The sequence below is a fragment of the Microbacterium sp. S1037 genome, assembly GCF_048381605.1.
Classification (GTDB): Bacteria; Actinomycetota; Actinomycetes; order Actinomycetales; family Microbacteriaceae; genus Microbacterium; species Microbacterium testaceum_B.
In genome coordinates this window covers 603,164-625,095 of the sequence record NZ_JBLWIG010000003.1, presented here as the reverse complement: position 1 = coordinate 625,095, position 21,932 = coordinate 603,164, and the positions used below count along the sequence as shown (strand labels likewise).

Genomic DNA, 21,932 nt, shown 5'->3' with positions numbered 1-21,932 from the left:
TCGTTCATGGGATCAGTAGCTGCGTTCGTGCTCGTCCTCGTCGTCGTCTTCTTCGTTTTCGCCTTCGTCGCCTTCCGAGTCGTCCTCGGACTCCGGCTCGTCGTCACCCGGCTCCTCGTCACCCGGCTCGTCGTCACCCGGCTCGTCGAACTCATCGATGTCGACGCCGTCGAGGTCACCGGCGTGGAACCGCGCCTTCGGTTCATCCTCGGACTCGTCGTCGTCTTCGGCGTCATCGTCCTCGCCGTCGAGATCGTCATCGTCATCATCGTCATCATCGTCGTCGACGTCGTCATCCGACTCGTCGCTCTCCGCCGCGGCGGCCTGCGCCGCCTGGTAATCCGCCAGGCGCGTCGCCCAGGGAACCCACTCGGGCGCCAGGAGAGCGCCCTCGCCGGGCATCAACTCCGCCTCGAGAACCGTCGGCTCGGCGTCGTCGACGACGGCCACGCTCACCGTCCAGTACCACCCGGGGTACCCGAGCAGGCGCGTGTGAAAACGCAGCGAAACGACACCGTCGTCCTCGAGGAGGTAGTCCGCCGGCGGCCCCACCGTGTCGGCAGGCGTGATCTCGTGCAGCGCGCTCAGCGCGAGGTCGTGGGCGTGGAGCAGTCGGTCGTCGACAGGCTGCTCAGGCTTCGAAGTCATCGGCGACCTTGCGCAAAACCGCGGCGATCTTGCTGGCGTGCGCACCGCTCGGGTAGCGGCCACGACGCAGATCGCCGCCGATGCCGTCGAGGAGCTTGACGAGGTCCTCGACGATGATCGCCATGTCATCGGCGGGCTTGCGCGAGCGCTTCGCCATGCTCACGGGCGCTTCGAGGACGCGCACCGACAGGGCCTGCAGACCACGCTTACCGTCGGCGACGCCGAACTCGAGGCGCGTGCCGGCCTTGGGCGCGGGGGTTCCGGCGGGCAGGGCGGTGGCGTGCAGGAACACGTCCTGGCCGTCATCGGTGGCGATGAAGCCGAAGCCCTTCTCTTCGTCGTAGAACCTGACCTTGCCGGTGGGCATGGAAACCTCGCTGAAAGACATGCGCGAACGCGCGGTGGAACCCGGGACCCGAACGGATCCCGGCCCTTCAGCCTACGCCACCCGTGCCAGGCAGTAGGCTGAGCGCGATGAGCACACGCACCCCCGACGGCGACGTCCCGATCCGCCGCGTCGATCGCATCCTGGCATTCATGTCGCTCGGATTGCTCATCCTGTCCGTCGTGAGCTTCTTCGCGATCATCATCGCGTCGACGGCCAAGGCAGACATGAGCACAGGCATCTGGCCGACGGTGGGCGTTCTGCTCTACATCGCACCCCCGGTCGCGTTCGCGTGCCTGGTGGCCGTGCTCATCATGAGCTTCGTGCGAAGGGCACGCGCGAACAAGGGGCGTTGACCGTGCCCGAGACCTCCGACCAACGCGCACTGGCGGTCTCGTTGAGCGCGCGGGCCGACGAAGACCTCGCTCAGCTCTTCCTCGACCGCGACGTCTCGCCCTCGGCGACGTGGCGCGACACCTTCGACGCGGCGGATGCGCTGCTCGATCCGTCCTCGATCTCGCGGGCACTCCCTCCGCTGACCCGGATCGAGGCCGAAGCCCTCGTCTCGGCCGTCTCGACGGGATCGCCCGTACCCGCCGAGGTGCGCGCCGCGCTCGTCGCGCGAGCTCTCGTGCGCGACGACGGCGTCGCCTACGCAGCGGTCGCCGCGATCGTCGGCGAGAGGTTCCCCGACGGGATCCCGGATGCCGAGCCCTCCCGCCCCGACCGAGCCGCGGCATCCGATGCCGCCGCCGAAGCCGCGTTCACCAACGCCGCAGCCCTGGCCGACGTCCTCCTCCTGACTCTCGACGCACCGCTCGGACGCATCGGCTCGGGATCGCTCGGCGCCACCGAGCGGCGGCGTCTCGTGGATGCGGGAGCCGTGGAGACACCCGAGGACGCGGATCTGCTCGTCGGGATCGCGGCATCCGTCGGTCTGTTGGGCAGCACGGGCCGCGCATGGCTGGTCACCCCCGCCGGCAAGGCGTGGCTGCGCCTGCCCACCCTCGATCGATGGCAGGAGACCGCGAAGACCCTGCGCGACGTCCTGCCCCGGGCGTATCGCACGGCCGAGGGCGGCTGGATCTCGAGCGCGAGCTGGCCGGACGCGCTGCCCTTCGACCCGTCCGGCGCGGAGCGGGCTGCGCTGTGGCGCGAGCGTTTCTCGGCGTGGGGCCTCATCGACGCCGCCGACCAGACTCCGCCCTGGAGTTCCGGACTCGCGGCGGGCGACGAGGTCGACGTCTCCGCCCTCCGCGACCTCCTTCCACCCGAGGTCGACCGCGTGTACCTCCAGAACGACCTCACGGCGATCGCCCCGGGTCCGCTCGCTCCGCACCTCGATGTGCGTCTGCGAAGCATGGCGACGCGAGAATCCCGGGCGCAGGCGTCGAGCTACCGGTTCAGTGCCGCGACGATCGGCGCGGCGATCACCGGCGGCGAGACCGCCGAGTCCCTGCGCGATTTCCTCACCGACCTGTCGCTCACCGGGCTGCCGCAGCCCCTGGCCTACGTGATTGAGCGGACCTCGGCGCAGCACGGTCGCGTCCGTGTCTCGAGCGACCCGGAGACACGGCTGACGCGGGTCACGACGACCGACCCGACTCTCCTCCAGGCGATGGAGGTCGACCAGTCCTTGCGATCCGTCGCCCTGTCCCGCGCCGACGACGCCCTCGAGTCGCACGTCGCCGCCGACGTCGTCTTCTGGGCGCTGACCGACGCGCACTACCCCGCCGTCGCCGTCGACGAGTCCGGCGCCCCGAGGACGCTGGAGCGCGCCCGGCTGGCCGCCGACACCCCATCGACGGATCCCCTGGAGACCTACGCGCCGCTCATCGGGCGCGTGCGCGCGGGTGGGGAGGACTCGGATGCCGCCTGGCTCGAACGCGAGCTCGACCAGGCGGTGCGTGCCCGCGCGGTCATCGACGTGACCGTTCGCCTGCCCGACGGCTCGACGCGCGTGTTCCGACTGGAGGCGACGGGACTGGGCGGCGGACGTCTCCGCGGCCGTGACCGGGGTGCCGACGTCGAGCGCACCCTCCCGCTCTCGCACATCGACGGGATCGCTCCCGTCGAGTGACGCCGCGTGAAGCCCGACCGCCGCGACCCCGGTAGACTCGAACGCTATGGCTGACGGCCCCTTGATAGTGCAGAGCGACCGCACCGTCCTCCTCGAGGTCGCACACCCCGAGGCGGAGACGGCGCGGCATGAGCTCGCGGTCTTCGCCGAGCTCGAGCGCGCACCCGAGCACATCCACACCTATCGGATCACCCGGCTGGGGCTCTGGAACGCCCGGGCGGCCGGCCACGACGCCGACGCGATGCTCGAGACCCTCGACCGCTGGTCGCGCTTCCCGGTCCCGGCTTCGGTGAGCACCGACATCCGCGAGACCGTCAACCGCTACGGCCGCCTGGTCATCGAGCGCAACGACGAGAACGAGCTCGTCCTCCGCTCGACCGACCCGGCGGTGCTCGGCGAGGTCTCGCGCAACAAGCGCATCTCGCCCCTGCTCATCGGGCACCCCACGCCCGACACCTACCTGATCGACGCGTGGGCGCGAGGCCACATCAAACAGGAGCTCCTGAAGATCGGCTGGCCCGCCGAAGACCTCGCCGGCTACACACCCGGCACCCCGCACCCGATCGATCTCGCCGAAGACGGATGGAGTCTGCGCCCCTATCAGCGGCAGGCCGTCGACTCCTTCTCCGAGGGCGGTTCGGGTGTCGTGGTCCTCCCGTGCGGAGCGGGCAAGACCCTCGTCGGAGCGGGCGCCATGGCCGACACCCGCACGACGACCCTCATCCTGGTGACGAACACCGTGAGCGCCCGACAGTGGCGCGACGAGCTCCTGCGCCGCACGACTCTCACCCCCGACGAGATCGGCGAGTACTCGGGCCAGGTCAAAGAGATCAAGCCCGTCACGATCGCGACGTACCAGATCCTCACCGCGAAGCGGAAGGGAGAGTACGCCCACCTCGCCCTGCTCGACGCGCTCGACTGGGGCCTCGTGCTGTACGACGAGGTGCACCTGCTCCCCGCCCCGGTCTTCAAGCTCACCGCCGACCTGCAGGCGCGGCGGCGCCTGGGACTGACCGCCACGCTCGTGCGCGAGGACGGGCGCGAGGGCGACGTCTTCAGCCTGATCGGCCCCAAGCGTTTCGACGCACCGTGGAAAGAGATCGAGGCGCAGGGCTTCATCTCGCCGGCCGCGTGCTACGAGGTGCGCATCGACCTGCCCGCCGGCGAGCGGCTCGAATACGCCGCCGCCGCCGACGAAGACCGCTACCGGCTCGCCGCGACGGCTCCCGCGAAGATCGACGTCGTCCGGCGTCTGGTCGAACGGCACCCGGACGAGCGCATCCTCGTGATCGGTCAGTACCTCGACCAGATCGACGAACTTTCCGAGGCGCTCGACGCCCCGAAGATCACGGGCGCGACTCCGGTCGCCGAGCGCGAGGAGCTGTTCCAGGCCTTCCGTGTCGGCGACATCTCGCTGCTCATCGTGTCGAAGGTCGCCAACTTCTCGGTGGACCTCCCCGAGGCATCCGTCGCGATCCAGGTATCGGGGTCGTTCGGCTCACGGCAAGAGGAGGCACAGCGCCTCGGCCGCCTGCTCCGACCCAAGCAGTCGAACCACACGGCGAGCTTCTACACGCTCATCGCGCGCGACACGGTCGACCAGGATTTCGCGCAGAACCGCCAGCGTTTCCTCGCCGAGCAGGGGTACGCGTACACGATTCTGGATGCCGACGGAATCGACGCCGCGGCCGCCTGAGACATACCAGGGTGCGGCTTTCCGTTCCATATCCAGCACTTTGCTGGGTGCAGTCACGATAATGAGGGCATGACAGCTCCTCGCATCCTCGTCGTGGACGACGAACCGAACATCCGCGATCTGCTCATCACGAGCCTGCGCTTCGCCGGTTTCCAGGTGCGAGCCGTGGCCAACGGCGCGCAGACGATCTCGGCCGTGCTCGAAGAAGAACCCGACCTCATCGTGCTCGACGTGATGCTGCCGGACATGAACGGGTTCAGTGTCACCAAGCGTCTCCGCGGCGCCGGCTACACCGCTCCGATCCTCTTCCTCACGGCCAAAGACGAGACCGAAGACAAGATCATGGGGCTGAACGCCGGAGGCGATGACTACGTCACCAAGCCGTTCAGCCTCGACGAGATCGTCGCGCGCATCCAGGCGATCCTCCGCCGCACGATGCAGGCCGACGAGGAGTCGATCATCCGCACGGGTGAGCTCACGATGGACCAGGACACGCACGACGTCAGCGTCGGCGACGTCTCGATCGACCTCAGCCCCACGGAGTTCAAGCTCCTGCGTTACCTCATGCTCAACCCCAACCGTGTGCTGTCGAAGGCGCAGATCCTCGACCACGTCTGGGAGTACGACTTCAACGGCGACGCCGGCATCGTCGAGAGCTACATCTCCTACCTCCGTCGCAAGATCGACCCGCACTCCTCGGAGCCGCTCATCCAGACCAAGCGCGGCTTCGGCTACATGCTGAAGTCGGGCAAGACCGTCTGAGCGGAGCCTCCTCCTGCACTCCGACGATGCCGTGACGCGCTGGTGGCGCCGACTGAGCCTGCGGGCCAAGGTCACCGGCGTCACTGTCACGCTCCTCGCGGTCGGGCTGTTCGCCGCCGGCATCGGCACGATGGTCTTCCTGCGCACCACGCTCGTGAACAACCTCGACGAGCAGCTGGCACAGCAGGCGGCGGGCAACATCGCCAACACCATCTTCACGACGACCAACGAAGACGGTCGGATGGTGTTCACGCCGGTCGAGAACGCCCCGCAGATCGGGTCGATGGTCGTCGTCTACAACGCCGAGGGCCAGCGGGAGGCCTTCTTCAACGGCACATCGACCAAGGCCACGCCGCAGCTGCCCGACACCTTCACGACGCCGCAGACCTACACGCAGCTCGACAAGCGCATCGACCTGGATGACCCGGTCACGGGGCAGCATTTCATCGCGCGCGTGGGTCTTTTCGAAGTGCCCAACAGCGGCTCGTACACCCAGATGGTGATCCAGCCGCTCGGTCCGACGGATCGGATCGTCGCGGCCTACGTCGGCATCTACGGCTTCGTCGCCCTGCTCATCCTCATCGCCAGTGCGCTGCTGACCCGCTGGCTCGTGACCCTGACGTTCCGGAGTCTGAATCAGGTCGAGACCACCGCGATGGACATCGCCGCCGGCGACTTCAGCCAACGTCTCACCGACATCGTCCCCGACACCGAGGTCGGTCGCCTGAAGACGGCGATCAACGCGATGCTCGCGCGGATCGACGGAGCCCTTGGACAGCGGGATGCCACCGTGCGGCAGATGCGTCGGTTCATCGGCGATGCGAGCCACGAGCTGCGCACTCCCCTCGTCACGATGCGCGGTTACGCCGAGCTGTACCGGATGGGTGCCATCCGCTCCGACGAAGACGTCGCCCAGTCGATGGAGCGGATCGAGAAGGAGGCGATCCGCATGGGCGCCCTCGTCGAGGACCTCCTTGCACTGGCACGGCTGGATGAGCGGCGCGATGTCAGCATCACCGCGATCGACCTGCGGCCCATCGCTCGCGACGCCGCCCTCGACCTCCGCGTGACCTCACCGCAGCGCGAGGTCACGGTCGACGACACGACCAGCCGCAACGAGATCGTGCTGCCCGTCATGAGCCTCGACGTGCCGCCCACGACGGAGACGGATGCCACGGGCGCGAACGGTCGTCGCAGAGTCGCTCCGACGACCTCGGCGATGGCGATCGCGGGTGCGACGCTGTCGCGTCTGAGGCGTCGAGCCAAGGACACCGGCGACGGCCCGGTCGTCGAGCCCGCAGCCGAGACCTCGCCCTCCGCCGCGAGCCCGGCGAGCCCCGTTCGTCCGTCGCCCCGCCTCGCGCCGATCGTGCTGGGAGACGAGAACAAGGTGCGACAGGTCGTGACGAACCTCCTGGGCAACGCGCGGCGGTTCACCCCCGACGACTCCCCCATCGGACTGCGCGTGGGAGTGGATGCCGACGCCGACATGGGGTGGATCGAGATCATCGACCACGGCGAAGGGGTTCCCGAGCAGATTCGCGACCAGATCTTCCAGCGTTTCTGGCGGGCGGACACCTCGCGCACGCGGGAGACGGGTGGGTCGGGCCTCGGCCTGTCGATCGTGGCATCCATCGTCGATCTCCTGCACGGGAAGGTCGAGGTCGTCGACACCCCCGGCGGAGGAGCGACCTTCCGGGTCTCTCTCCCCCTCGCCGATCGACGCGACGCGCAGGAACACGCCCTGATCGAGACGCAGCCTCTCGAGCGCCTCCCCGAGGACTACCGGCCCGAGCCACCCACCGCGTAACCCTTCCGCGTCCCGCGCGCGCTCCAGGCCCGGTGGGACGCGCACGCGGCGTCCGGCGGAAGAGCACGGGGGTCTGGCTCGCGGGCGGGAGCGTTCTGTTCGAGAACGAAAGAACGCCCCCTCCCGAAGGAGGGGGCGTTCTCATGACGCGTCAGGCGTGGATCAGAAGTCCATGCCACCCGTCGGGTCGCCCGCGGGAGCGGCGACCTTCTCGGGCTTGTCGGCGACGACGACCTCGGTCGTGAGGAACAGACCGGCGATCGACGCGGCGTTCTGCAGGGCCGAACGGGTCACCTTCGCGGGGTCGATGATGCCCTGCGCGAAGAGGTCGCCGTACTCGCCGGTTGCGGCGTTGAGGCCGTGACCGACCTCGAGCTCCGCGACCTTGTTCGCGACGACACCGGGCTCGAGACCGGCGTTCAGCGCGATCTGCTTGAGCGGGGCCTCGATGGCGACCTTGACGATGTTCGCACCGGTGGCCTCGTCACCCGAGAGCTCGAGCGACGCGAACGCCGTCTTGCCCGCCTGGATGAGCGCGACGCCACCACCGGCGACGACACCCTCTTCGACGGCGGCCTTCGCGTTGCGGACGGCGTCCTCGATGCGGTGCTTGCGCTCCTTGAGCTCGACCTCCGTGGCCGCGCCGGCCTTGATGACGGCGACGCCACCGGCGAGCTTCGCGAGGCGCTCCTGGAGCTTCTCGCGGTCGTAGTCGCTGTCGGTGTTCTCGATCTCGCGGCGAATCTGGGTCACGCGACCCTCGATCAGCTCCGACTCACCGGCACCCTCGACGATCGTGGTCTCGTCCTTGGTGATGATGACCTTGCGGGCACGGCCGAGCAGGTCGACGGTCGCGTTCTCGAGCTTGAGGCCCACCTCTTCGGTGATGACCTGGCCGCCGGTGAGGATCGCGATGTCCTGGAGCTGCGCCTTGCGACGGTCGCCGAAGCCGGGAGCCTTGACGGCCGCCGACTTGAAGATGCCGCGGATCTTGTTGAGCACGAGCGTCGCGAGAGCTTCGCCCTCGACGTCCTCGGCGATGATGAGGAGCTCCTTGCCCTCCTGGATCACCTTGTCGACGATGGGCAGAAGGTCCTTGATGTTCGAGATCTTCTGGTTCGCGATCAGGATGTACGGGTCTTCGAAGACCGCTTCCTGACGCTCGGGGTCGGTGACGAAGTACGGGTTGATGTAACCCTTGTCGAAGCGCATGCCCTCGGTGAGCTCGAGCTCGGTGCCGAAGGTGTTCGACTCCTCGACGGTGACGACGCCTTCCTTGCCCACCTTGTCGATGGCCTCGGCGATGAGCTCGCCGATCGCGGGGTCGGCGGCCGAGATGGAGGCGGTCGCGGCGATCTGCTCCTTCGACTCGACCTCCTTCGCCGAGGCGAGAAGCTCGTCGGTGACGGCCTTGACGGCCTTCTCGATGCCCTTCTTGAGCGAGATGGGGTCGGCGCCGGCGGCGACGTTGCGCAGGCCCTCGCGAACGAGCGCCTGAGCGAGGACGGTAGCGGTGGTGGTGCCGTCACCCGCGACGTCGTCGGTCTTCTTGGCGACCTCCTTGACCAGCTCAGCGCCGATCTTCTCGTACGGGTCGTCGAGCTCGATCTCCTTGGCGATCGAGACGCCGTCGTTCGTGATCGTGGGGGCGCCCCACTTCTTCTCGAGCACGACGTTGCGACCGCGGGGGCCGAGCGTCACCTTGACGGCGTCGGCCAGCGTGTTGAGGCCGCGCTCGAGGCCGCGGCGGGCCTCCTCGTCGAAAGCGATGATCTTTGCCATAAGTGTGTCGTCCCTCCCGGACGGGTGACTTCCAGATTTTGGCACTCGACGAAAGCGAGTGCTAACTCATTCTGGCACTCGCCCCTAGGGAGTGCAAGCCGCGAGCCGCGCCGCACAGCACGACGCCGTGGCATCCGTCCAACGGATGCCACGGCGTGTGAAACGTCGTGTTACGCCATCAGGCGCACCGACTCGGCCTGCGGGCCCTTCTGGCCGGAACCGACGGTGAACTCGACCGCCTGCCCCTCCTCGAGAACACGGAAGCCCGACATCTCGATGTTCGAGTAGTGAACGAAAACGTCCTGGCCGTCCGTCACGGTGATGAAGCCGTAACCCTTCTCGGCGTTGAACCATTTGACGGTGCCCTGCGTCATGCGAATCTCCTGTGCTGCTGGATGACGAGGTCAACGTAAGCACGCGGTGACACGCGAAATCGGCCGTCAGCGGCATTGTTGACGTGCGTGCACCCAACTTTTTACGCCGCGGAAACACGCGGGCCGCGGGGGCCTCAGGGGGTGGGCTGGGCCGCCGCGCGATCGAGACCGATCACGACGATCAATCGCTTCTCGGCACTCTCGTCGTCGGGCGTGTTCGGGTCATCGGTGGGCTGGAGGAAGTCGCTCTGCGCGACCTCGGCCCCTCCGATGGCGTCGGCGAGCCCGCGGGCGGCCTGCTCGTCCTCGGGGCGCAGGTAGTAGATGGTCGTCGTCGCGAAGTCGGTCGTGTCGGAATCGCCGGTCTGGACCGTGTCCGCCGCCCACCCCGCCGCGATGATCTGATCGCGCAGGTTGCCGGCGAGACCTTCGTCGGACGTGCCGTTGAGCACCACGACCGAGTAAGAGGGGTCGATCACCGCCGGGGTCGTGGGGGCGATCGTCGGCGTCGCGACGGGCTCGGAGCCGAACGAGATGCGCCCCGAGACCACGAGCGTTCCGAAGATGCCGACGGCGATGAGGACCACGGTGGCCACCGCGGCCCACAGGAACACGACCCAACCCCGGAGATGCGGGTTCTCAGCGCGGTGCGCACCGACGCGGCCGGATTCGGCGGGGAGGTCGTCGAAGCGATCCCGAGGGAAGGTCGATCTGGCCATTGGACGATGCTACCGGTCGTTGCCTTTGCGCCCCGTCACAGGGTGGCGGCGCGATCGAGCCGCGTGCGCGGGTCGCCGTCGCGCAGACGCCGCAGACGACGAACGAGCATCGGGTCGTGCGCGAGGGCCTCGGGGCGGTCGATCAGTCGCCCGAGCAGCTGGTAGTAGCGCGCGGGTGGCATGTCGAAGGCGCTGCGGATCGCCTCCTCCTTCGCACCCCCGTGCCGACGCCATTCACCCTCGAAGGCGAGGATCTCGCGGTCGCGGTCGGAGAGAGGCACGGCGCCACGCTACTGCGCGGCGGAGCCGATCTCCGGATGCCACGCCACCCACGCACCGAGAGGATCCACGCCCCCGAGCACCTCGCCGTCGAGCGCGAGCGCGAAGCCGTCCGAGCGCACGTCCGGCGGGCTCGTCCACCCGTCGTGGAGTCCCGGTGCGTCGAGGGTGATCCAGCGTCCGGCCCGCTGTGCGGCGGCGATCACGTCGCCGCGCCGCGCGCGAGGAACGTGCGCGAGGACGCCGGGCGTCGTGACGACGAGCGTCGCCTCTCGGGGCGCGTCCGCGGCGAGCGCCGGTAGCGCGGCGGCGCCGTCACCTTCGACGAGGAGCGGAGGATCGGATGCCGCGATGTCGAGCGCGGCGACGATACGCTCGCGCCGCCCCTCCTCCCCCGGCCACACCAGTCCCGTGAGCCACGCCCGGTCCTCCGCGTCGCGGGCGTCGAGGGGGTTCAGGTCGATGCCCGCGCGCCAGACGATCTCGGGCATCCGCAGGGCCGGGGCACCGTCGAGGGCGCAGTCGAGCACGACCGGGCTCTGTCCGTCGACGGGATCGAGAGAGACCACCTCCGTGCCACGGCGATAGCGGTAGGAGTAGCGATCGGGGTACAGACACAGACCCGCGCTCGCGCCGACCTCGAGGAGCGCGATCGGCCCCTCGATGAGCGAGAGCGCCGGCAGCAACGCCGAGCAGCGCTGGGGTTCGTTCGTCTGCACGCTCCGACGATCGCACTCCGCGACGAGGGCGTCCGCGTGAGCGACCACCCAGTCCGCCCAGGCGTCGACCCCGTCCGGTGCACCGAGGAGTCGCATCACGGCGAACACGAGCGGCGGCTGGCGGTGCGTCTCCGCGATGCGCGCCACGACCTCGGTCACCTCGGCGTCGGCGATGACGCGCTCCGCCCAGATCGTGTACAACACCGACCGGCCGGGAGCCTCGTCGCGCGCGAAACGGCGGTAGCGATCGACGACGGAGGTCGCGGCATCCTGATGCATCCGAGAATTCTCTCTCGCCGACCTGATCGGCGTCCGGCACGAGAGAATAGGACGCGAAAGAAGGGGACCTTCCAATGACTTATGCCGTCGAAAAGTCCGACGACCAGTGGCGCGAGGAGCTCTCGCCCGAGCAGTACGCGGTGCTGCGCCAGGCGGGGACCGAGCGCGCGTGGACCGGTGAGCTCCTGGACGAGAGCCGCGCCGGCCTCTACACGTGCGCCGCCTGCGGCGCCGAGCTGTTCCAGAGCGGCACCAAGTTCGACTCGCACTGCGGGTGGCCGAGCTTCTACGAGTCGGTGCGGCCCGAGGCCGTCGAGCTCCTCGAGGACAACAGCCACGGCATGCAGCGCACCGAGGTGCGCTGCGCGAACTGCGGATCGCACCTGGGCCACGTCTTCCCCGACGGCTTCGGCACGCCCACCGGCGACCGCTACTGCATGAACTCGCTGTCGCTCAACTTCACCCCGGAAACGCAGGCGTGAGCGCGCTCGAGGCGATGCGCGACCGTCGGTCGTGGTCGAAGGTCACCGATCTCGCCCCGACGAGCGTCGAGCTGGAGGCCTTCGTCGCCGCGGCCGGTCGTGTCGCCGACCACAAGTCCCTGCGCCCGTGGCGGATCATCGAGATCCGCGGGAGCGATCGCGACATCCTCGCCCGCGCGTTGAACAAGGCGGACGGCAAGAAGGGCCACTCCTCCAAGCCGCGCCGCGCCCCGCTGATCCTCGCCGTGGTCGCCGACGTGTCGTCGAAGAAGATCCCCGCGTGGGAGCAGGAGGCCGTGGCATCCGGAGTCGCCCACATGCTGAGCCTCGCGCTGGATGAGGCCGGCTTCGGCGTGTTCTGGCGCACCGACGACAAGACGCGCAGCAAGTCGCTGGCGAAGGCCCACGGCCTGAAGAAGGGCGAGGTCCTGCTGGGGTGGCTCTACGTCGGCGGCAAGCCGCAGCGCTCGCGTCCGGTCCGCCGGAAGACCGTGGATGCCACGAAGCACATCTCGCGACTGCCCGGGACCAAATCCCGGAAGAAGGCGAAGGGCGAAGCCGCCGCTCTCTGAGATCCTGCCGCGTGACGCCGTCGGTGACGTGATTGCCGGCGGCGTCAGCGTGTGCGGCGGCGCCACGGAACCGCCGCGACCGCGACACCCAGGAGGGCGATTCCCGCGGCGAGGAGGGCGATCGGTGTCGAGGGGGCCGCGGGCGCCGGCCAGAACGCGTCGAGCACGACCGACGTGCTCAGCAGCCCCGTCACCGAGCCGAGTCCCAGCAGGAGCACTCCGGTGCGTCGCACGATCTGCGCCGAGAGGAAGATGTAGACGACGCCGATCGTCCCGCCGAGGTACAGCCACGGATCGGTCGGGAGAGCGCGAGGCGGGCCGGCGAACCCGATGTGGATGGCGGCAGCGGCGATCAGCACGATCGTGCCACCCAGGAAATTCACGAGGGTCGCGGTGAGAGGACTGTCGACGCGCACCCGCAGCCGCCCGTTCGTGCCCTGCTGCCACGACACTCCGGCCCCCGCGACGACGGGAATGAGGATCATCCAGAGCGGAACGCTGCCGACCGCTCCGTCCGCGAGACAGACTCCGACCCCCGCGATCGCCAGGAGGGCGCCGATCAGGCGGGGGCGGGTGACCGCCACCACACCGGCCGGACCGTAGCCGGCCCGATCGAGCGCGAGTCCCCCGCTGGTCTGGCCCGCGACGAACCCGACAGTGAACAGGGCGACCCCGATCGCCCCGACGGTCAGCCCCTGACTCGCGACGGTGAAAGCGCCAGCGGCTCCGCCCAGCAGCATCCACACCGGTATCGATCGCGCTCGCACCCCCGCGAGCAGACGACCGATCCCGCGCCGCCCGGCAGGAAGCACCAGGGCGATCGCCAGGACCACGACGAGCCCGGAGCCGAACGAGACGGCTCCCGCGAGGACGCCGTCGTTCAGCGCTGCGCCCAGGCTGCCGTTCACCCGCGTCTGCACCGCGGTCATCGCCCCCACCGCGACGGCGCCACCCACGGCGGCGACGATCGACCCGCGCTGCGCCATGGTGCTCTCCTCGCGGCCGCTCGCCGTGAGGGCCATCGTCGATCGTACGACGCCTCACGCGCCGCCACGGGAGCCGACGGTGCTCGTCGCCTCGCTCAGCGGGTGTGCGCGTCGTTCCACATCACCCGGAGCACGTCGGCGAGGGTGTCGACCGCGACCCCCTCGGCGACGGCCGCGTCGACGAGGGTGCGAAGCTGCCGGGCCAAGTCGGCCGGCAGCGGAGCGACGCCCGGCGCGACGCGCGTCCCCGATCCCACCCGGCTCACGATGAGACCCTCGTGCTCGAGCGCGCGGTACGCCTTCTGCACGGTGCCCGGCGCGACTCCGAAATCGGCGGCCGCTTGCCGCACGGTGGGCAGCTTCTCCCCCTCTCCGAGCCGGCCCGACAGGATCAGACCGCGGAAGAAGCGGTGCAGATCGATGGGAGCGGTGATGTTCTCGGATCGCGTGCGCGCGGCATCCGTCATACCGGTACCTCCACCGGCGAAGCGGAGCGCCGCGGTCGGGCACGGACGAGACCGATGGCGTGGACGACCAGCAGGGCCAGGAGCACGCAGCCTGCGATCTGCAGGAACGGTGCCAGGAACCCTCCGGCGAGGATCAGATCGGCGTGCGGGAGCGAGACGTCGTGGCGCGCCTCGGCACCCGAATCCGTCATGACGATCATGGTCGTGACCGCACCCGAACGCGCCATGTGCAGCAGCCCGCCGAGCGCGATGAGCACCACACCGAGAGCGAGCGTGACGACGTCACGCGCCGCATCGGATCGGCCGGAGCGTTCCAGGTCGAGCCGGACACGGTCCGAGAACGGACGCACGGCGTTCCGGTGCAGGGCGAACACGACGGCGGCGGCGAGCGCGACCACTCCCGCGAGCAACGGGATGCCATAGGCCCAGCCGGGGAAGACGGTCACGATGGGTGGCGCCTCGACGTTGGGCACGTCGAGGGCCACGTGAGCGGCAACGCCCGGGTCGAGAGCAGTGGACATCTGACCGAACACGACGACGAGACAGGAGGTGACGACCATCAGCGCGAGGAGGATCCGGATGCCGCGGCGGGAGCCGAACGTCGTCCAGGTGCGCCGGGCCGCCGATGTCGCGTCGACGGTGCGCCGCGGCGCCTTCGTCCGCGAGAGTGCACCCCAGACCGCCATCCCCGCCGCAGCCGCGATCGGCGCGACGGCGAACCGCCACCACGACACGGTGGCCGACATGTCGAGAACGTAGCCGCGCAACGCGAGGTCGACCACCCAGACGACCCCGACGACGAGCGCAATCGCGCCGACCGCAACCCGCTCCCCACGGAGGACGCTTCGCCCCGTCGAGCTCCCGCGCCGCACCCGCACCACGACGAGAGCGAGCGCGATGCCGAGCGCGGCGCAGACCACGGGCGACGACAGCAGCCCCCAGACGATCTCCCACGGGGACGCCCGCAGGATCCGGTTCCACACGTTCCACACATTCTCGGGGCTCACGGCAACCACCTTTCGTGCCACATTCTTAGCACAATGTGTATCACTATTGCGACACAATTTGCGAGCGGGCGCAGGAAAGGCCTCCGAGACGGGCTGACAGCCACGTCGATGTCGACGTCGCCCGCACGCATGCGTCAGGCTGTCCCCGTGACCCAGCTCCGCCCCGGCCCCCACGACGTATCGCGCATTCTCGGAGACCTGACCGCGTCGTCGGGCACCGATCGCGAGTTCCTCGCTCACGCCGAACTGCACCTCCCCCGTCTGCACGAGCTCTTCGTCCGCCTCTACGGCGAGCGGTCCGACGGTCTCGAGCGCTTGGCATCCCTCGTCGATCTGGCCCACCGTTCCTGGGCGGAGCGTCCCGCGGACCTCCGCGCTCTCGACCGCGCGCGAGACGGCGAGCCCGATTGGTTCGAGAGCGAGAGCATGCTCGGCGGTGTCTGCTACGTCGACCGGTACGCGGGCGGTCTCAGTGGCATCCGGGATCAGATCCCGTACTTCCGCGAGCTGGGGCTGACCTACCTGCATCTGATGCCGCTGTTCGAGAGCCCCGAAGGCAACAGCGACGGCGGCTACGCCGTGTCGAGCTACCGACGGGTCAACCCCGCGCTGGGGACGATGGAGGAGCTCGCCGCGCTCGCCGCGGATCTCCGCCGCGCGGGCATCTCGCTCGTGGTCGACTTCATCTTCAACCACACGAGCAACGAGCACGAGTGGGCGCAGAAGGCCGTCGCCGGCGAGGTCGGTTACGAGGACTTCTACCTGATCTTCCCCGACCGCGAGATGCCCGACGCCTACGAGCAGACGACGCGCGAGATCTTCCCCGACGACCACCCGGGATCGTTCGTGCAGCTCGACGACGGGCGGTGGATCTGGGCGACGTTCTACCACTTCCAGTGGGACCTGAACTACGCCAACCCCGCCGTCTTCGAAGCGATGGCGGGCGAGATGCTCTTCCTCGCGAACCAGGGCGTCGAGATCCTGCGGATGGATGCCGTGGCCTTCATCTGGAAGCGACTCGGAACGACGTGCGAGTCACTGCCGGAGGCGCACCTGCTCCTGCAGGCGTTCAACGCCGTGCTGCGGATGGCGGCGCCCGGTCTGCTGTTCAAGTCCGAGGCGATCGTGCATCCCGACGAGGTCGTCTCGTACATCTCGCCCGACGAGTGCCAGATCTCCTACAACCCTCTGCAGATGGCCCTCACCTGGGAGGCCCTGGCCACCCGGGACGGCCGCCTGCTGCAGCAGGCGCTCGAGCGTCGACACGCCCTGCCCGAGGGCACCGCGTGGGTCAACTACGTGCGCAGCCACGACGACATCGGCTGGACCTTCGCCGACGAGGATGCCGCCGAGCTCGGCATCGACGGCTACCCGCACCGCCGCTTCCTCAACGATTTCTACGTCGGTCGAGCGGACGGGACCTTCGCCCGCGGGGTGCCGTTCCAGGAGAACCCGCGCACCGGCGACGCCCGCGTCACCGGCACCACGGCATCCCTCGCGGGAATCGAAGCGGGCGACGCGGGCGGCGAAGACCGTGTGATCCTCGCGCACGCCCTCGCGCTGTCGACCGGGGGCATCCCCCTGCTGTACCTCGGCGACGAGGTCGCTCAGCTGAACGATTACGGCTACCGCGACCGCCCCGACGAAGCCGGGGACAGCCGGTGGGTGCACCGCCCCTTCCGTCCGGTGCAGGGCTACGCCGACCGAATGGATGCCAGGACCCCGGCGGGTCGGATCTTCGCTCGACTGACGCGCCTCATCGACGTGCGGCGGGCGACGCCCGAGTTCGCGGGCAACGAGCTCATCGCCTTCGACGCGCACCACGATTCGGTGGTCGGCTTCCTGCGCCCGGGGGCGGCGGGCAGCTCGGTTCTCGTTCTCGCGAACGTCGGCGATCACGCCGTCCACATCGCCCCGCTGACCCTGTCTGGACTGGTCCCCGACGCCGTGGACCTCGTCGAGGGGGTCAAGGTCTCGCTCCGGCCCGGCCGCACGCTTCCCGCGCACGGGGTCGCCTGGCTGCGGGTTGCGCTGCGCTGAGGCGCCTCAGCCGGTGTACCAGCTCAGCGAGACCTCGCGTACGTCGAAGAACCCGCGGCGGGCACGCACGAGCGTGAAACCCTCCGCGCTCAGGGCCCGGGCGTACTCTCGCGTGAGGCGCTCGTGCTTCACTTCCTGCCAGCCCGTGGGGTACCGGTAGGCGTGGGTGACGACGCGGGGGCGAGCCATGAGAGTCCTCCTCATGTGCAGGATCCCACCGCCGCCGAACCGCGAGGCATCGACGGCGTTCCGATCGTGTGAACAATCGATGAGAGCCGGCCGTGAACGGGCCAGGCCCCTCGCGAGGCTGGACACGAGGGGGGAATCGAACGTGGTGCCGGCTACAGGACTTGAACCTGCAACCCCCGTATTACAAGTACGGTGCGCTACCAATTGCGCCAAGCCGGCAGGCGTCCCAGTCTAGCGATGCGCGGAAGCGGCTCCCGCGCACGCCGGGTCAGCCCGCGGGCGTCGCCGTCGGGGTCGCGGAGGGCGTGGGCGTCGGCGTCGCGGTGGAGTAGTACGCGTTGCTGTCGATCGTCAGGACGAACTGCGCGAACTCCTTCGGGTCGTCCATGTGACCCACGTACGGGGTGCCGTTGACGAGCACGGTGGGCAGCGTCGTGAGTGCGAGGCCCTTCGTGTCGGGCAGGCCCTTGATCGCGCGATCGGTCGCGGCCTTCGCCCAGCCGGTGTAGGTCTCGTCCTCGATGCACGAGCGCACCGTCGCGACGTCGCTGACCCCGGCGCCCTGCGCCATATCGGCGAGCTGCTGGTCGCTGTAACCCTCGGAGTCGACGGCGGGCTGGTTGGTGAGCAGCTCGTGGTTGAAGGCGAAGAAGCGATCCGACGCATGCGTGGCGACGCAGGCCGAGGCACCCGCGGCGCGGAGGCTGTACTTCGTGCCGTTCGACTTGGAGGTGAGCATCGCGACCGGGTAGTACGTCAGCTTCGCGGCATCCTCGTCGACCCACTTGGAGAGCTGCTCCGCGTTGGCCACCTGGAACTCGCGGGCTTCGGTGGAGAGGTAGTCGACGTAGACGCGGATGTCGACCGGAGCGGCCGTCGACGTCGGGGTCGGCGTCGGGGTGGTCGCGGGTTCCGGAGTCGCGGACGGCGTCGCTCCCGCGGCGAGCGTCGACGCGTCGCCGTCGACCGCCTGGGGCGCGAGCGGGTCGGGGACACCGGTCGCGCTCGACACCAGGAAGCCGTCGTCCGTGGCCGCGGCCGGAAGCGCCTGCGGACGCGAGCCGTTCGACGACACCGCGTACGTCACCGCGACCGCACCCACCGCGACCACGGCCGCAGCGCCCGCGCCGATCAGCGAGCGGCGAAGGACGCGCAGGCGAGCCTGGCGCGCCTTGACCTGCTGCGCCTTCTCACGCACCGCCTCACGGCGATCGCGTTCGGCGGGCACATTCGGCGACTGGTCGTTGGACATGGAACCTCTCGGGCACGGCGGTGCCGCAACAAATCTGGGGATCGCTCGGGTTGGGGCGAACGAGCATCGATGCTAGCCAGGCTGGCTGAGAAAAGCCCAGACGCATGGCATACTGACCCTGCGCCCAACGTCGAGCGCGCGGGGTCGCCCCCGCTCATTCCATTCACTACGGATCGTCCGGCACGTACCTGCCGGTGAAGGAGAAGAGAACATGGCGTCCGTCACATTTGACAACGCAACCCGTCTGTACCCCGGTGGCACCCGTGCCGCCGTCGACAAGCTCAACCTCGAGGTGGGAGACGGCGAATTCCTCGTCCTTGTCGGCCCCTCCGGTTGCGGTAAGTCCACGTCGCTCCGCATGCTGGCCGGCCTCGAAGAGGTCAACTCGGGCCGCATCCTCATCGGCGACCGCGACGTCACCGACGTCCCCCCGAAGGACCGTGACATCGCCATGGTCTTCCAGAACTACGCGCTGTACCCCCACATGACGGTCGCCGAGAACATGGGCTTCGCGCTCAAGATCGCGGGCGTCGGCAAGGAAGAGCGCGCCGCGCGCGTCCTCGAGGCCGCCAAGCTCCTCGACCTCGAGCAGTACCTGACCCGCAAGCCGAAGGCCCTCTCGGGTGGTCAGCGTCAGCGTGTCGCCATGGGCCGCGCGATCGTCCGTCAGCCCCAGGTGTTCCTCATGGACGAGCCGCTGTCGAACCTCGACGCCAAGCTCCGTGTCCAGACGCGTACGCAGATCGCGTCGCTGCAGCGCCGCCTCGGCGTCACCACGGTCTACGTCACGCACGACCAGACCGAGGCGCTCACCATGGGCGACCGCATCGCCGTGCTCAAGGACGGCCTGCTCCAGCAGGTCGGCACCCCGCGCGACCTGTACGAGAAGCCGAAGAACGTCTTCGTCGCCGGCTTCATCGGCTCGCCCGCGATGAACCTGTTCTCGGTCGACCTCGCCGAAGGCGGCGTCCGCTTCGGTGACCTGGTCGTCCCCGTCGAGGCCGACGTCATCGGCAAGGCGCACGGCTCGGAGGTCACCATCGGTGTCCGCCCCGAAGACATCCAGGTCGCTCCGGCCGACGGCCGCGGCCTGTCGGTCGTCGTCGACCTCGTCGAGGAGCTCGGCGCGGACGGCTACCTCTACGGCCACACCGACATCAACGGCAAGCGCACCGACCTGGTCGCCCGTGTCGACGGCCGCCGTCACCCGAACGCCGGCGAGACCGTCGTCCTGGCTCCGGTCCCCGGACACGTGCACGTGTTCGACGCCACCTCGGGCGACCGCCTGACCGACAAGGCCATCGCCTCGGCCTGATCGACGCGCCGCACCTGTTTTCCCGGAGACACCGTGTCCGAATCCCTCCGCATCACCGCCAGCGCCGTCGACCCGGGACTCCTGCAGCTCCCCTGGTCGACCGGTCTCGCCGACTGGCCGAGCAACCACATCGTCGCGCTCCCCAAGGGCATCTCCCGCCACCTCGTGCGTTTCGCGAACCTGTCCGGACGCGTGGTGGCGATCAAAGAGACCACCGAAGAGATGGCGCGCCGCGAGTACGACATGCTCGGCAACCTCGACCGCCTCGACGCCCCGTGCGTCGATCGGATCGCGGTCATCGCGGGACGCACCGACGCCTCGGGTCGTCCTCTTCCCGCGGCGCTCGTCACCGCGCACCTGCGCTTCTCGCTCCCCTACCGCGCCCTGTTCACGCAGGTGCTGCGCCCCCACACGGCGACGCGCCTCGTCGACGCCCTGGCCGTCCTCCTGGTGCGTCTGCACAACGTCGGGTTCTACTGGGGTGACGTGTCGCTGTCGAACACCCTCTTCCGCCGCGACGCCGGCGAGTTCGCCGCCTACCTCGTCGACGCCGAGACCGGCGAGCTCCACGGCAACCGCTTGAGCCCGGGACAGCGCGCGCACGACCTCGACATCGCGCGGACGAACATCGCCGGCGAGATCATGGATCTCGAAGCGGGCGGTCGTCTGGAGGGCGGACTGGATGCCGTCGCCATCGCCGACGGTCTCGTCTCGTCGTACCACTCGCTGTGGGGCGCCCTGACCGACAAGGAGTCGTTCGCCGTCGACGAGTCGTGGCGCATCACCGAGCGCGTGCACCGTCTGAACGCCCTCGGCTTCGACATCGGCGAGATGTCGATGAGCACGACACCCGACGGCACCCGCGTGTCCATCCAGCCGAAGGTCGTCGACGCCGGTCATCACCAGCGACGACTGCTCCGCCTGACCGGACTCGACGTCGAAGAGAACCAGGCCCGGCGCCTGCTCAACGACCTCGACGAGTTCCGCGCCCGCGTGTCACGACTGGGGTCGGACGAAGAGATGGTCGCCCACGAGTGGCTCACGCGTGTCTTCGAGCCGATCGTCATGGCGATCCCCTTCGATCTGCGCGCCAAGCTCGAGCCCGCCGAGGTCTTCCACCAGGTTCTCGAGCACCGCTGGTACATGTCGCAGGCGCGCGGCCGGTCCGTGCCGCTCGCCGAGGTCGTGTCGTCGTACATCGACGACGTCCTGCGCCACCGCCGCGACGAGGCCACCGTCATGGGCCCGCCGACCGACACGATGTCTCTGCCCACGGTGTCCGACGCCGACGCTCCCGCGACGGGCGAGGTGCCGACGACCGACACCGACGTCGTGGACTGGCGCGACCTGGTCTGACGCCGCCGCTCCTCGACGCGGAAGGCCGTGGCATCCGGAGAGGATCCGGGATGCCACGGCCTTCCGTGTGAGAAGCGGGTTTCAGTAACCGACGGTGAAACGCTCGCGCGTGTGCTTCGGGTTCTCGATCTCGTCGAGGACCGCGACCGCGAAGTCGGCGCCGCCGATGAAGGAGTTGCCGTCGCCGTCGACGACGAGGACGTCGCCGCCGTCGCGGTACGCGCCCGTCCGCTCGCCCGGAGCCCACGAGCCGAAGCCGCCCGCGGGGTGGATGTAGAACCAGTCGCGACCCGTGTCGTCGGCCTGCAGGTCTTCGAGGATGCCGATGGCCTCGCGGGCCTCGGGCTTGTACTCCTCGGCGAAGCCGTCGGTGTCGATCAGGCGCGGGCCGCCCTCGGCGACGAGCGAGCCACCGGCGCCGCCGACGACACCCACCCGGACATTGTCGGGAAGAGCCGCGACGAGCTGGGCGATGGCGGGGCGGAGCTTGCCCTCCATGTCGCCGCGCGGAGCCACGGCGGACACGACCACGTCGACGCCCTCGAGCTGGGCGACCAGGCCGGGAACGTCGAGGACCGTGCCTTCGAGGTAGGTCACGCCCTCCACGCGATCGGTCGGGACCGACCGGGCGATCGAGACGGCGGTGTGTCCGCGGCGGGCGGCCTCGGCGACGATGTGGCTACCAGCGTAGCCGGTTCCTCCGATGACGGCGATACGGGTCATGAGCGTTCCT

The 21,932-nt window shown here is 69.4% G+C and carries 23 protein-coding genes and 1 tRNA gene; 10 read left to right on the top strand and 14 right to left on the bottom strand.

Annotated features, from left to right (window positions below):
* Positions 1-12 precede the first annotated feature (12 nt).
* Both ACMW4R_RS18015 and ACMW4R_RS18010 read right to left on the bottom strand, forming a co-directional pair.
* The gene (locus ACMW4R_RS18015) at positions 13-648 is read right to left on the bottom strand and encodes a DUF3027 domain-containing protein (protein ID WP_418300579.1); all 636 of its coding nucleotides are present in this window, start codon (positions 646-648) and stop codon (positions 13-15) included.
* A complete protein-coding gene (locus ACMW4R_RS18010; RefSeq protein WP_013585856.1) occupies positions 632-1,015 on the bottom strand; it encodes a cold-shock protein in 384 nt (127 codons plus the stop codon). Before ACMW4R_RS18010 ends, ACMW4R_RS18015 begins: the two co-directional genes overlap by 17 nt.
* Before the next feature lie 107 nt (positions 1,016-1,122).
* Between ACMW4R_RS18010 and ACMW4R_RS18005 the strand changes: the two genes are divergently transcribed.
* From ACMW4R_RS18005 to ACMW4R_RS17985, 5 genes are all read left to right on the top strand, one after another.
* Positions 1,123-1,389, top strand: coding sequence for a hypothetical protein (locus ACMW4R_RS18005; protein ID WP_058597325.1), 267 nt, complete (start codon positions 1,123-1,125; stop codon positions 1,387-1,389).
* A gap of 2 nt (positions 1,390-1,391) precedes the next feature.
* Positions 1,392-3,113, top strand: coding sequence for a helicase-associated domain-containing protein (locus ACMW4R_RS18000; protein WP_418300578.1), 1,722 nt, complete (start codon positions 1,392-1,394; stop codon positions 3,111-3,113).
* A 46-nt stretch (positions 3,114-3,159) separates the two neighbouring features.
* Positions 3,160-4,809 (top strand): DNA repair helicase XPB, encoded by a 1,650-nt coding sequence (locus ACMW4R_RS17995; RefSeq protein WP_058597323.1) that lies wholly within the window; start codon positions 3,160-3,162, stop codon positions 4,807-4,809.
* Positions 4,810-4,878: 69 nt separating this feature from the next.
* Positions 4,879-5,571 carry a response regulator transcription factor gene (locus ACMW4R_RS17990; RefSeq protein WP_013585852.1) on the top strand — a complete coding sequence of 231 codons (693 nt, stop codon included), beginning with the start codon at positions 4,879-4,881 and terminating at the stop codon, positions 5,569-5,571.
* A 130-nt stretch (positions 5,572-5,701) separates the two neighbouring features.
* The gene (locus tag ACMW4R_RS17985; RefSeq protein WP_058597330.1) at positions 5,702-7,381 is read left to right on the top strand and encodes a sensor histidine kinase; all 1,680 of its coding nucleotides are present in this window, start codon (positions 5,702-5,704) and stop codon (positions 7,379-7,381) included.
* 162 nt (positions 7,382-7,543) lie between these two features.
* Here the strand turns inward: ACMW4R_RS17985 and groL are convergent, their stop codons facing one another.
* From groL to ACMW4R_RS17960, 5 genes are all read right to left on the bottom strand, one after another.
* Positions 7,544-9,163: a chaperonin GroEL gene (gene groL / locus ACMW4R_RS17980; RefSeq protein WP_418300577.1), complete on the bottom strand. Its 1,620-nt coding sequence runs from the start codon at positions 9,161-9,163 to the stop codon at positions 7,544-7,546.
* A gap of 170 nt (positions 9,164-9,333) precedes the next feature.
* On the bottom strand, positions 9,334-9,537 hold the full coding sequence (locus tag ACMW4R_RS17975) for a cold-shock protein (protein WP_013585848.1): 204 nt from the start codon (positions 9,535-9,537) through the stop codon (positions 9,334-9,336).
* A 134-nt stretch (positions 9,538-9,671) separates the two neighbouring features.
* Entirely contained in the window at positions 9,672-10,256 is a 585-nt protein-coding gene (locus tag ACMW4R_RS17970) for a LytR C-terminal domain-containing protein (RefSeq protein ID WP_058597321.1), read from the bottom strand.
* A gap of 35 nt (positions 10,257-10,291) precedes the next feature.
* Positions 10,292-10,537, bottom strand: a complete 246-nt coding sequence (locus tag ACMW4R_RS17965; protein ID WP_418300576.1) for a DUF3263 domain-containing protein — start codon at positions 10,535-10,537, stop codon at positions 10,292-10,294.
* Between the two features lie 9 nt (positions 10,538-10,546).
* A complete protein-coding gene (locus ACMW4R_RS17960; RefSeq protein WP_418300575.1) occupies positions 10,547-11,533 on the bottom strand; it encodes a DUF2332 family protein in 987 nt (328 codons plus the stop codon).
* 74 nt (positions 11,534-11,607) lie between these two features.
* Here ACMW4R_RS17960 and msrB point away from each other — a divergent pair, with 74 nt between their 5' ends.
* On the top strand, positions 11,608-12,015 hold the full coding sequence (gene msrB / locus ACMW4R_RS17955; protein WP_058597318.1) for a peptide-methionine (R)-S-oxide reductase MsrB: 408 nt from the start codon (positions 11,608-11,610) through the stop codon (positions 12,013-12,015).
* A 14-nt stretch (positions 12,016-12,029) separates the two neighbouring features.
* Positions 12,030-12,587 (top strand): nitroreductase family protein, encoded by a 558-nt coding sequence (locus ACMW4R_RS17950; RefSeq protein WP_058597329.1) that lies wholly within the window; start codon positions 12,030-12,032, stop codon positions 12,585-12,587.
* Between the two features lie 44 nt (positions 12,588-12,631).
* Here the strand turns inward: ACMW4R_RS17950 and ACMW4R_RS17945 are convergent, their stop codons facing one another.
* From ACMW4R_RS17945 to ACMW4R_RS17935, 3 genes are read right to left on the bottom strand one after another with little or no spacing between them, the layout of a single operon-like run.
* Positions 12,632-13,609, bottom strand: a complete 978-nt coding sequence (locus tag ACMW4R_RS17945) for a DMT family transporter (protein ID WP_242864366.1) — start codon at positions 13,607-13,609, stop codon at positions 12,632-12,634.
* 59 nt (positions 13,610-13,668) lie between these two features.
* Positions 13,669-14,040: a GntR family transcriptional regulator gene (locus tag ACMW4R_RS17940; protein ID WP_058630293.1), complete on the bottom strand. Its 372-nt coding sequence runs from the start codon at positions 14,038-14,040 to the stop codon at positions 13,669-13,671.
* Positions 14,037-15,047: a hypothetical protein gene (locus tag ACMW4R_RS17935; RefSeq protein ID WP_418300574.1), complete on the bottom strand. Its 1,011-nt coding sequence runs from the start codon at positions 15,045-15,047 to the stop codon at positions 14,037-14,039. Before ACMW4R_RS17935 ends, ACMW4R_RS17940 begins: the two co-directional genes overlap by 4 nt.
* A 129-nt stretch (positions 15,048-15,176) precedes the next feature.
* On the opposite strand from ACMW4R_RS17935, the gene ACMW4R_RS17930 reads away from it, so the two are divergent.
* On the top strand, positions 15,177-17,087 hold the full coding sequence (locus tag ACMW4R_RS17930) for an alpha-amylase family protein (RefSeq protein WP_418300573.1): 1,911 nt from the start codon (positions 15,177-15,179) through the stop codon (positions 17,085-17,087).
* Positions 17,088-17,093: 6 nt separating this feature from the next.
* Here ACMW4R_RS17930 and ACMW4R_RS17925 read toward each other — a convergent pair whose 3' ends face one another.
* The 3 genes from ACMW4R_RS17925 to ACMW4R_RS17915 all read right to left on the bottom strand — a co-directional run bounded on the left by ACMW4R_RS17925 (position 17,094) and on the right by ACMW4R_RS17915 (position 18,528).
* On the bottom strand, positions 17,094-17,276 hold the full coding sequence (locus tag ACMW4R_RS17925) for a hypothetical protein (protein ID WP_058597315.1): 183 nt from the start codon (positions 17,274-17,276) through the stop codon (positions 17,094-17,096).
* Between the two features lie 143 nt (positions 17,277-17,419).
* A tRNA-Thr gene (locus tag ACMW4R_RS17920) sits at positions 17,420-17,495 on the bottom strand.
* A gap of 49 nt (positions 17,496-17,544) precedes the next feature.
* On the bottom strand, positions 17,545-18,528 hold the full coding sequence (locus tag ACMW4R_RS17915; RefSeq protein ID WP_418300572.1) for a DsbA family protein: 984 nt from the start codon (positions 18,526-18,528) through the stop codon (positions 17,545-17,547).
* A 211-nt stretch (positions 18,529-18,739) separates the two neighbouring features.
* Here ACMW4R_RS17915 and ACMW4R_RS17910 point away from each other — a divergent pair, with 211 nt between their 5' ends.
* Both ACMW4R_RS17910 and ACMW4R_RS17905 read left to right on the top strand, forming a co-directional pair.
* Positions 18,740-19,843, top strand: a complete 1,104-nt coding sequence (locus tag ACMW4R_RS17910) for an ABC transporter ATP-binding protein (protein WP_058597443.1) — start codon at positions 18,740-18,742, stop codon at positions 19,841-19,843.
* A 33-nt stretch (positions 19,844-19,876) separates the two neighbouring features.
* Positions 19,877-21,199 carry a DUF4032 domain-containing protein gene (locus tag ACMW4R_RS17905; RefSeq protein WP_058597442.1) on the top strand — a complete coding sequence of 441 codons (1,323 nt, stop codon included), beginning with the start codon at positions 19,877-19,879 and terminating at the stop codon, positions 21,197-21,199.
* A gap of 81 nt (positions 21,200-21,280) precedes the next feature.
* Here ACMW4R_RS17905 and ACMW4R_RS17900 read toward each other — a convergent pair whose 3' ends face one another.
* Positions 21,281-21,922 carry an NAD(P)-dependent oxidoreductase gene (locus tag ACMW4R_RS17900; RefSeq protein ID WP_058597441.1) on the bottom strand — a complete coding sequence of 214 codons (642 nt, stop codon included), beginning with the start codon at positions 21,920-21,922 and terminating at the stop codon, positions 21,281-21,283.
* Positions 21,923-21,932 lie beyond the last annotated feature (10 nt).

Coding starts and splice junctions, on each gene's coding strand:
- ACMW4R_RS18015 (WP_418300579.1), bottom strand. CDS start 648: ATGACTTCGAAGCCTGAGCAGCCTGTCGACGACCGACTGCTCCACGCC.
- ACMW4R_RS18010 (WP_013585856.1), bottom strand. CDS start 1,015: ATGCCCACCGGCAAGGTCAGGTTCTACGACGAAGAGAAGGGCTTCGGC.
- ACMW4R_RS18005 (WP_058597325.1), top strand. CDS start 1,123: ATGAGCACACGCACCCCCGACGGCGACGTCCCGATCCGCCGCGTCGAT.
- ACMW4R_RS17995 (WP_058597323.1), top strand. CDS start 3,160: ATGGCTGACGGCCCCTTGATAGTGCAGAGCGACCGCACCGTCCTCCTC.
- ACMW4R_RS17990 (WP_013585852.1), top strand. CDS start 4,879: ATGACAGCTCCTCGCATCCTCGTCGTGGACGACGAACCGAACATCCGC.
- ACMW4R_RS17985 (WP_058597330.1), top strand. CDS start 5,702: ATGGTCTTCCTGCGCACCACGCTCGTGAACAACCTCGACGAGCAGCTG.
- groL (WP_418300577.1), bottom strand. CDS start 9,163: ATGGCAAAGATCATCGCTTTCGACGAGGAGGCCCGCCGCGGCCTCGAG.
- ACMW4R_RS17975 (WP_013585848.1), bottom strand. CDS start 9,537: ATGACGCAGGGCACCGTCAAATGGTTCAACGCCGAGAAGGGTTACGGC.
- ACMW4R_RS17970 (WP_058597321.1), bottom strand. CDS start 10,256: ATGGCCAGATCGACCTTCCCTCGGGATCGCTTCGACGACCTCCCCGCC.
- ACMW4R_RS17960 (WP_418300575.1), bottom strand. CDS start 11,533: ATGCATCAGGATGCCGCGACCTCCGTCGTCGATCGCTACCGCCGTTTC.
- msrB (WP_058597318.1), top strand. CDS start 11,608: ATGACTTATGCCGTCGAAAAGTCCGACGACCAGTGGCGCGAGGAGCTC.
- ACMW4R_RS17950 (WP_058597329.1), top strand. CDS start 12,030: ATGCGCGACCGTCGGTCGTGGTCGAAGGTCACCGATCTCGCCCCGACG.
- ACMW4R_RS17945 (WP_242864366.1), bottom strand. CDS start 13,609: ATGGCCCTCACGGCGAGCGGCCGCGAGGAGAGCACCATGGCGCAGCGC.
- ACMW4R_RS17940 (WP_058630293.1), bottom strand. CDS start 14,040: ATGACGGATGCCGCGCGCACGCGATCCGAGAACATCACCGCTCCCATC.
- ACMW4R_RS17930 (WP_418300573.1), top strand. CDS start 15,177: ATGCGTCAGGCTGTCCCCGTGACCCAGCTCCGCCCCGGCCCCCACGAC.
- ACMW4R_RS17925 (WP_058597315.1), bottom strand. CDS start 17,276: ATGGCTCGCCCCCGCGTCGTCACCCACGCCTACCGGTACCCCACGGGC.
- ACMW4R_RS17915 (WP_418300572.1), bottom strand. CDS start 18,528: ATGTCCAACGACCAGTCGCCGAATGTGCCCGCCGAACGCGATCGCCGT.
- ACMW4R_RS17910 (WP_058597443.1), top strand. CDS start 18,740: ATGGCGTCCGTCACATTTGACAACGCAACCCGTCTGTACCCCGGTGGC.
- ACMW4R_RS17900 (WP_058597441.1), bottom strand. CDS start 21,922: ATGACCCGTATCGCCGTCATCGGAGGAACCGGCTACGCTGGTAGCCAC.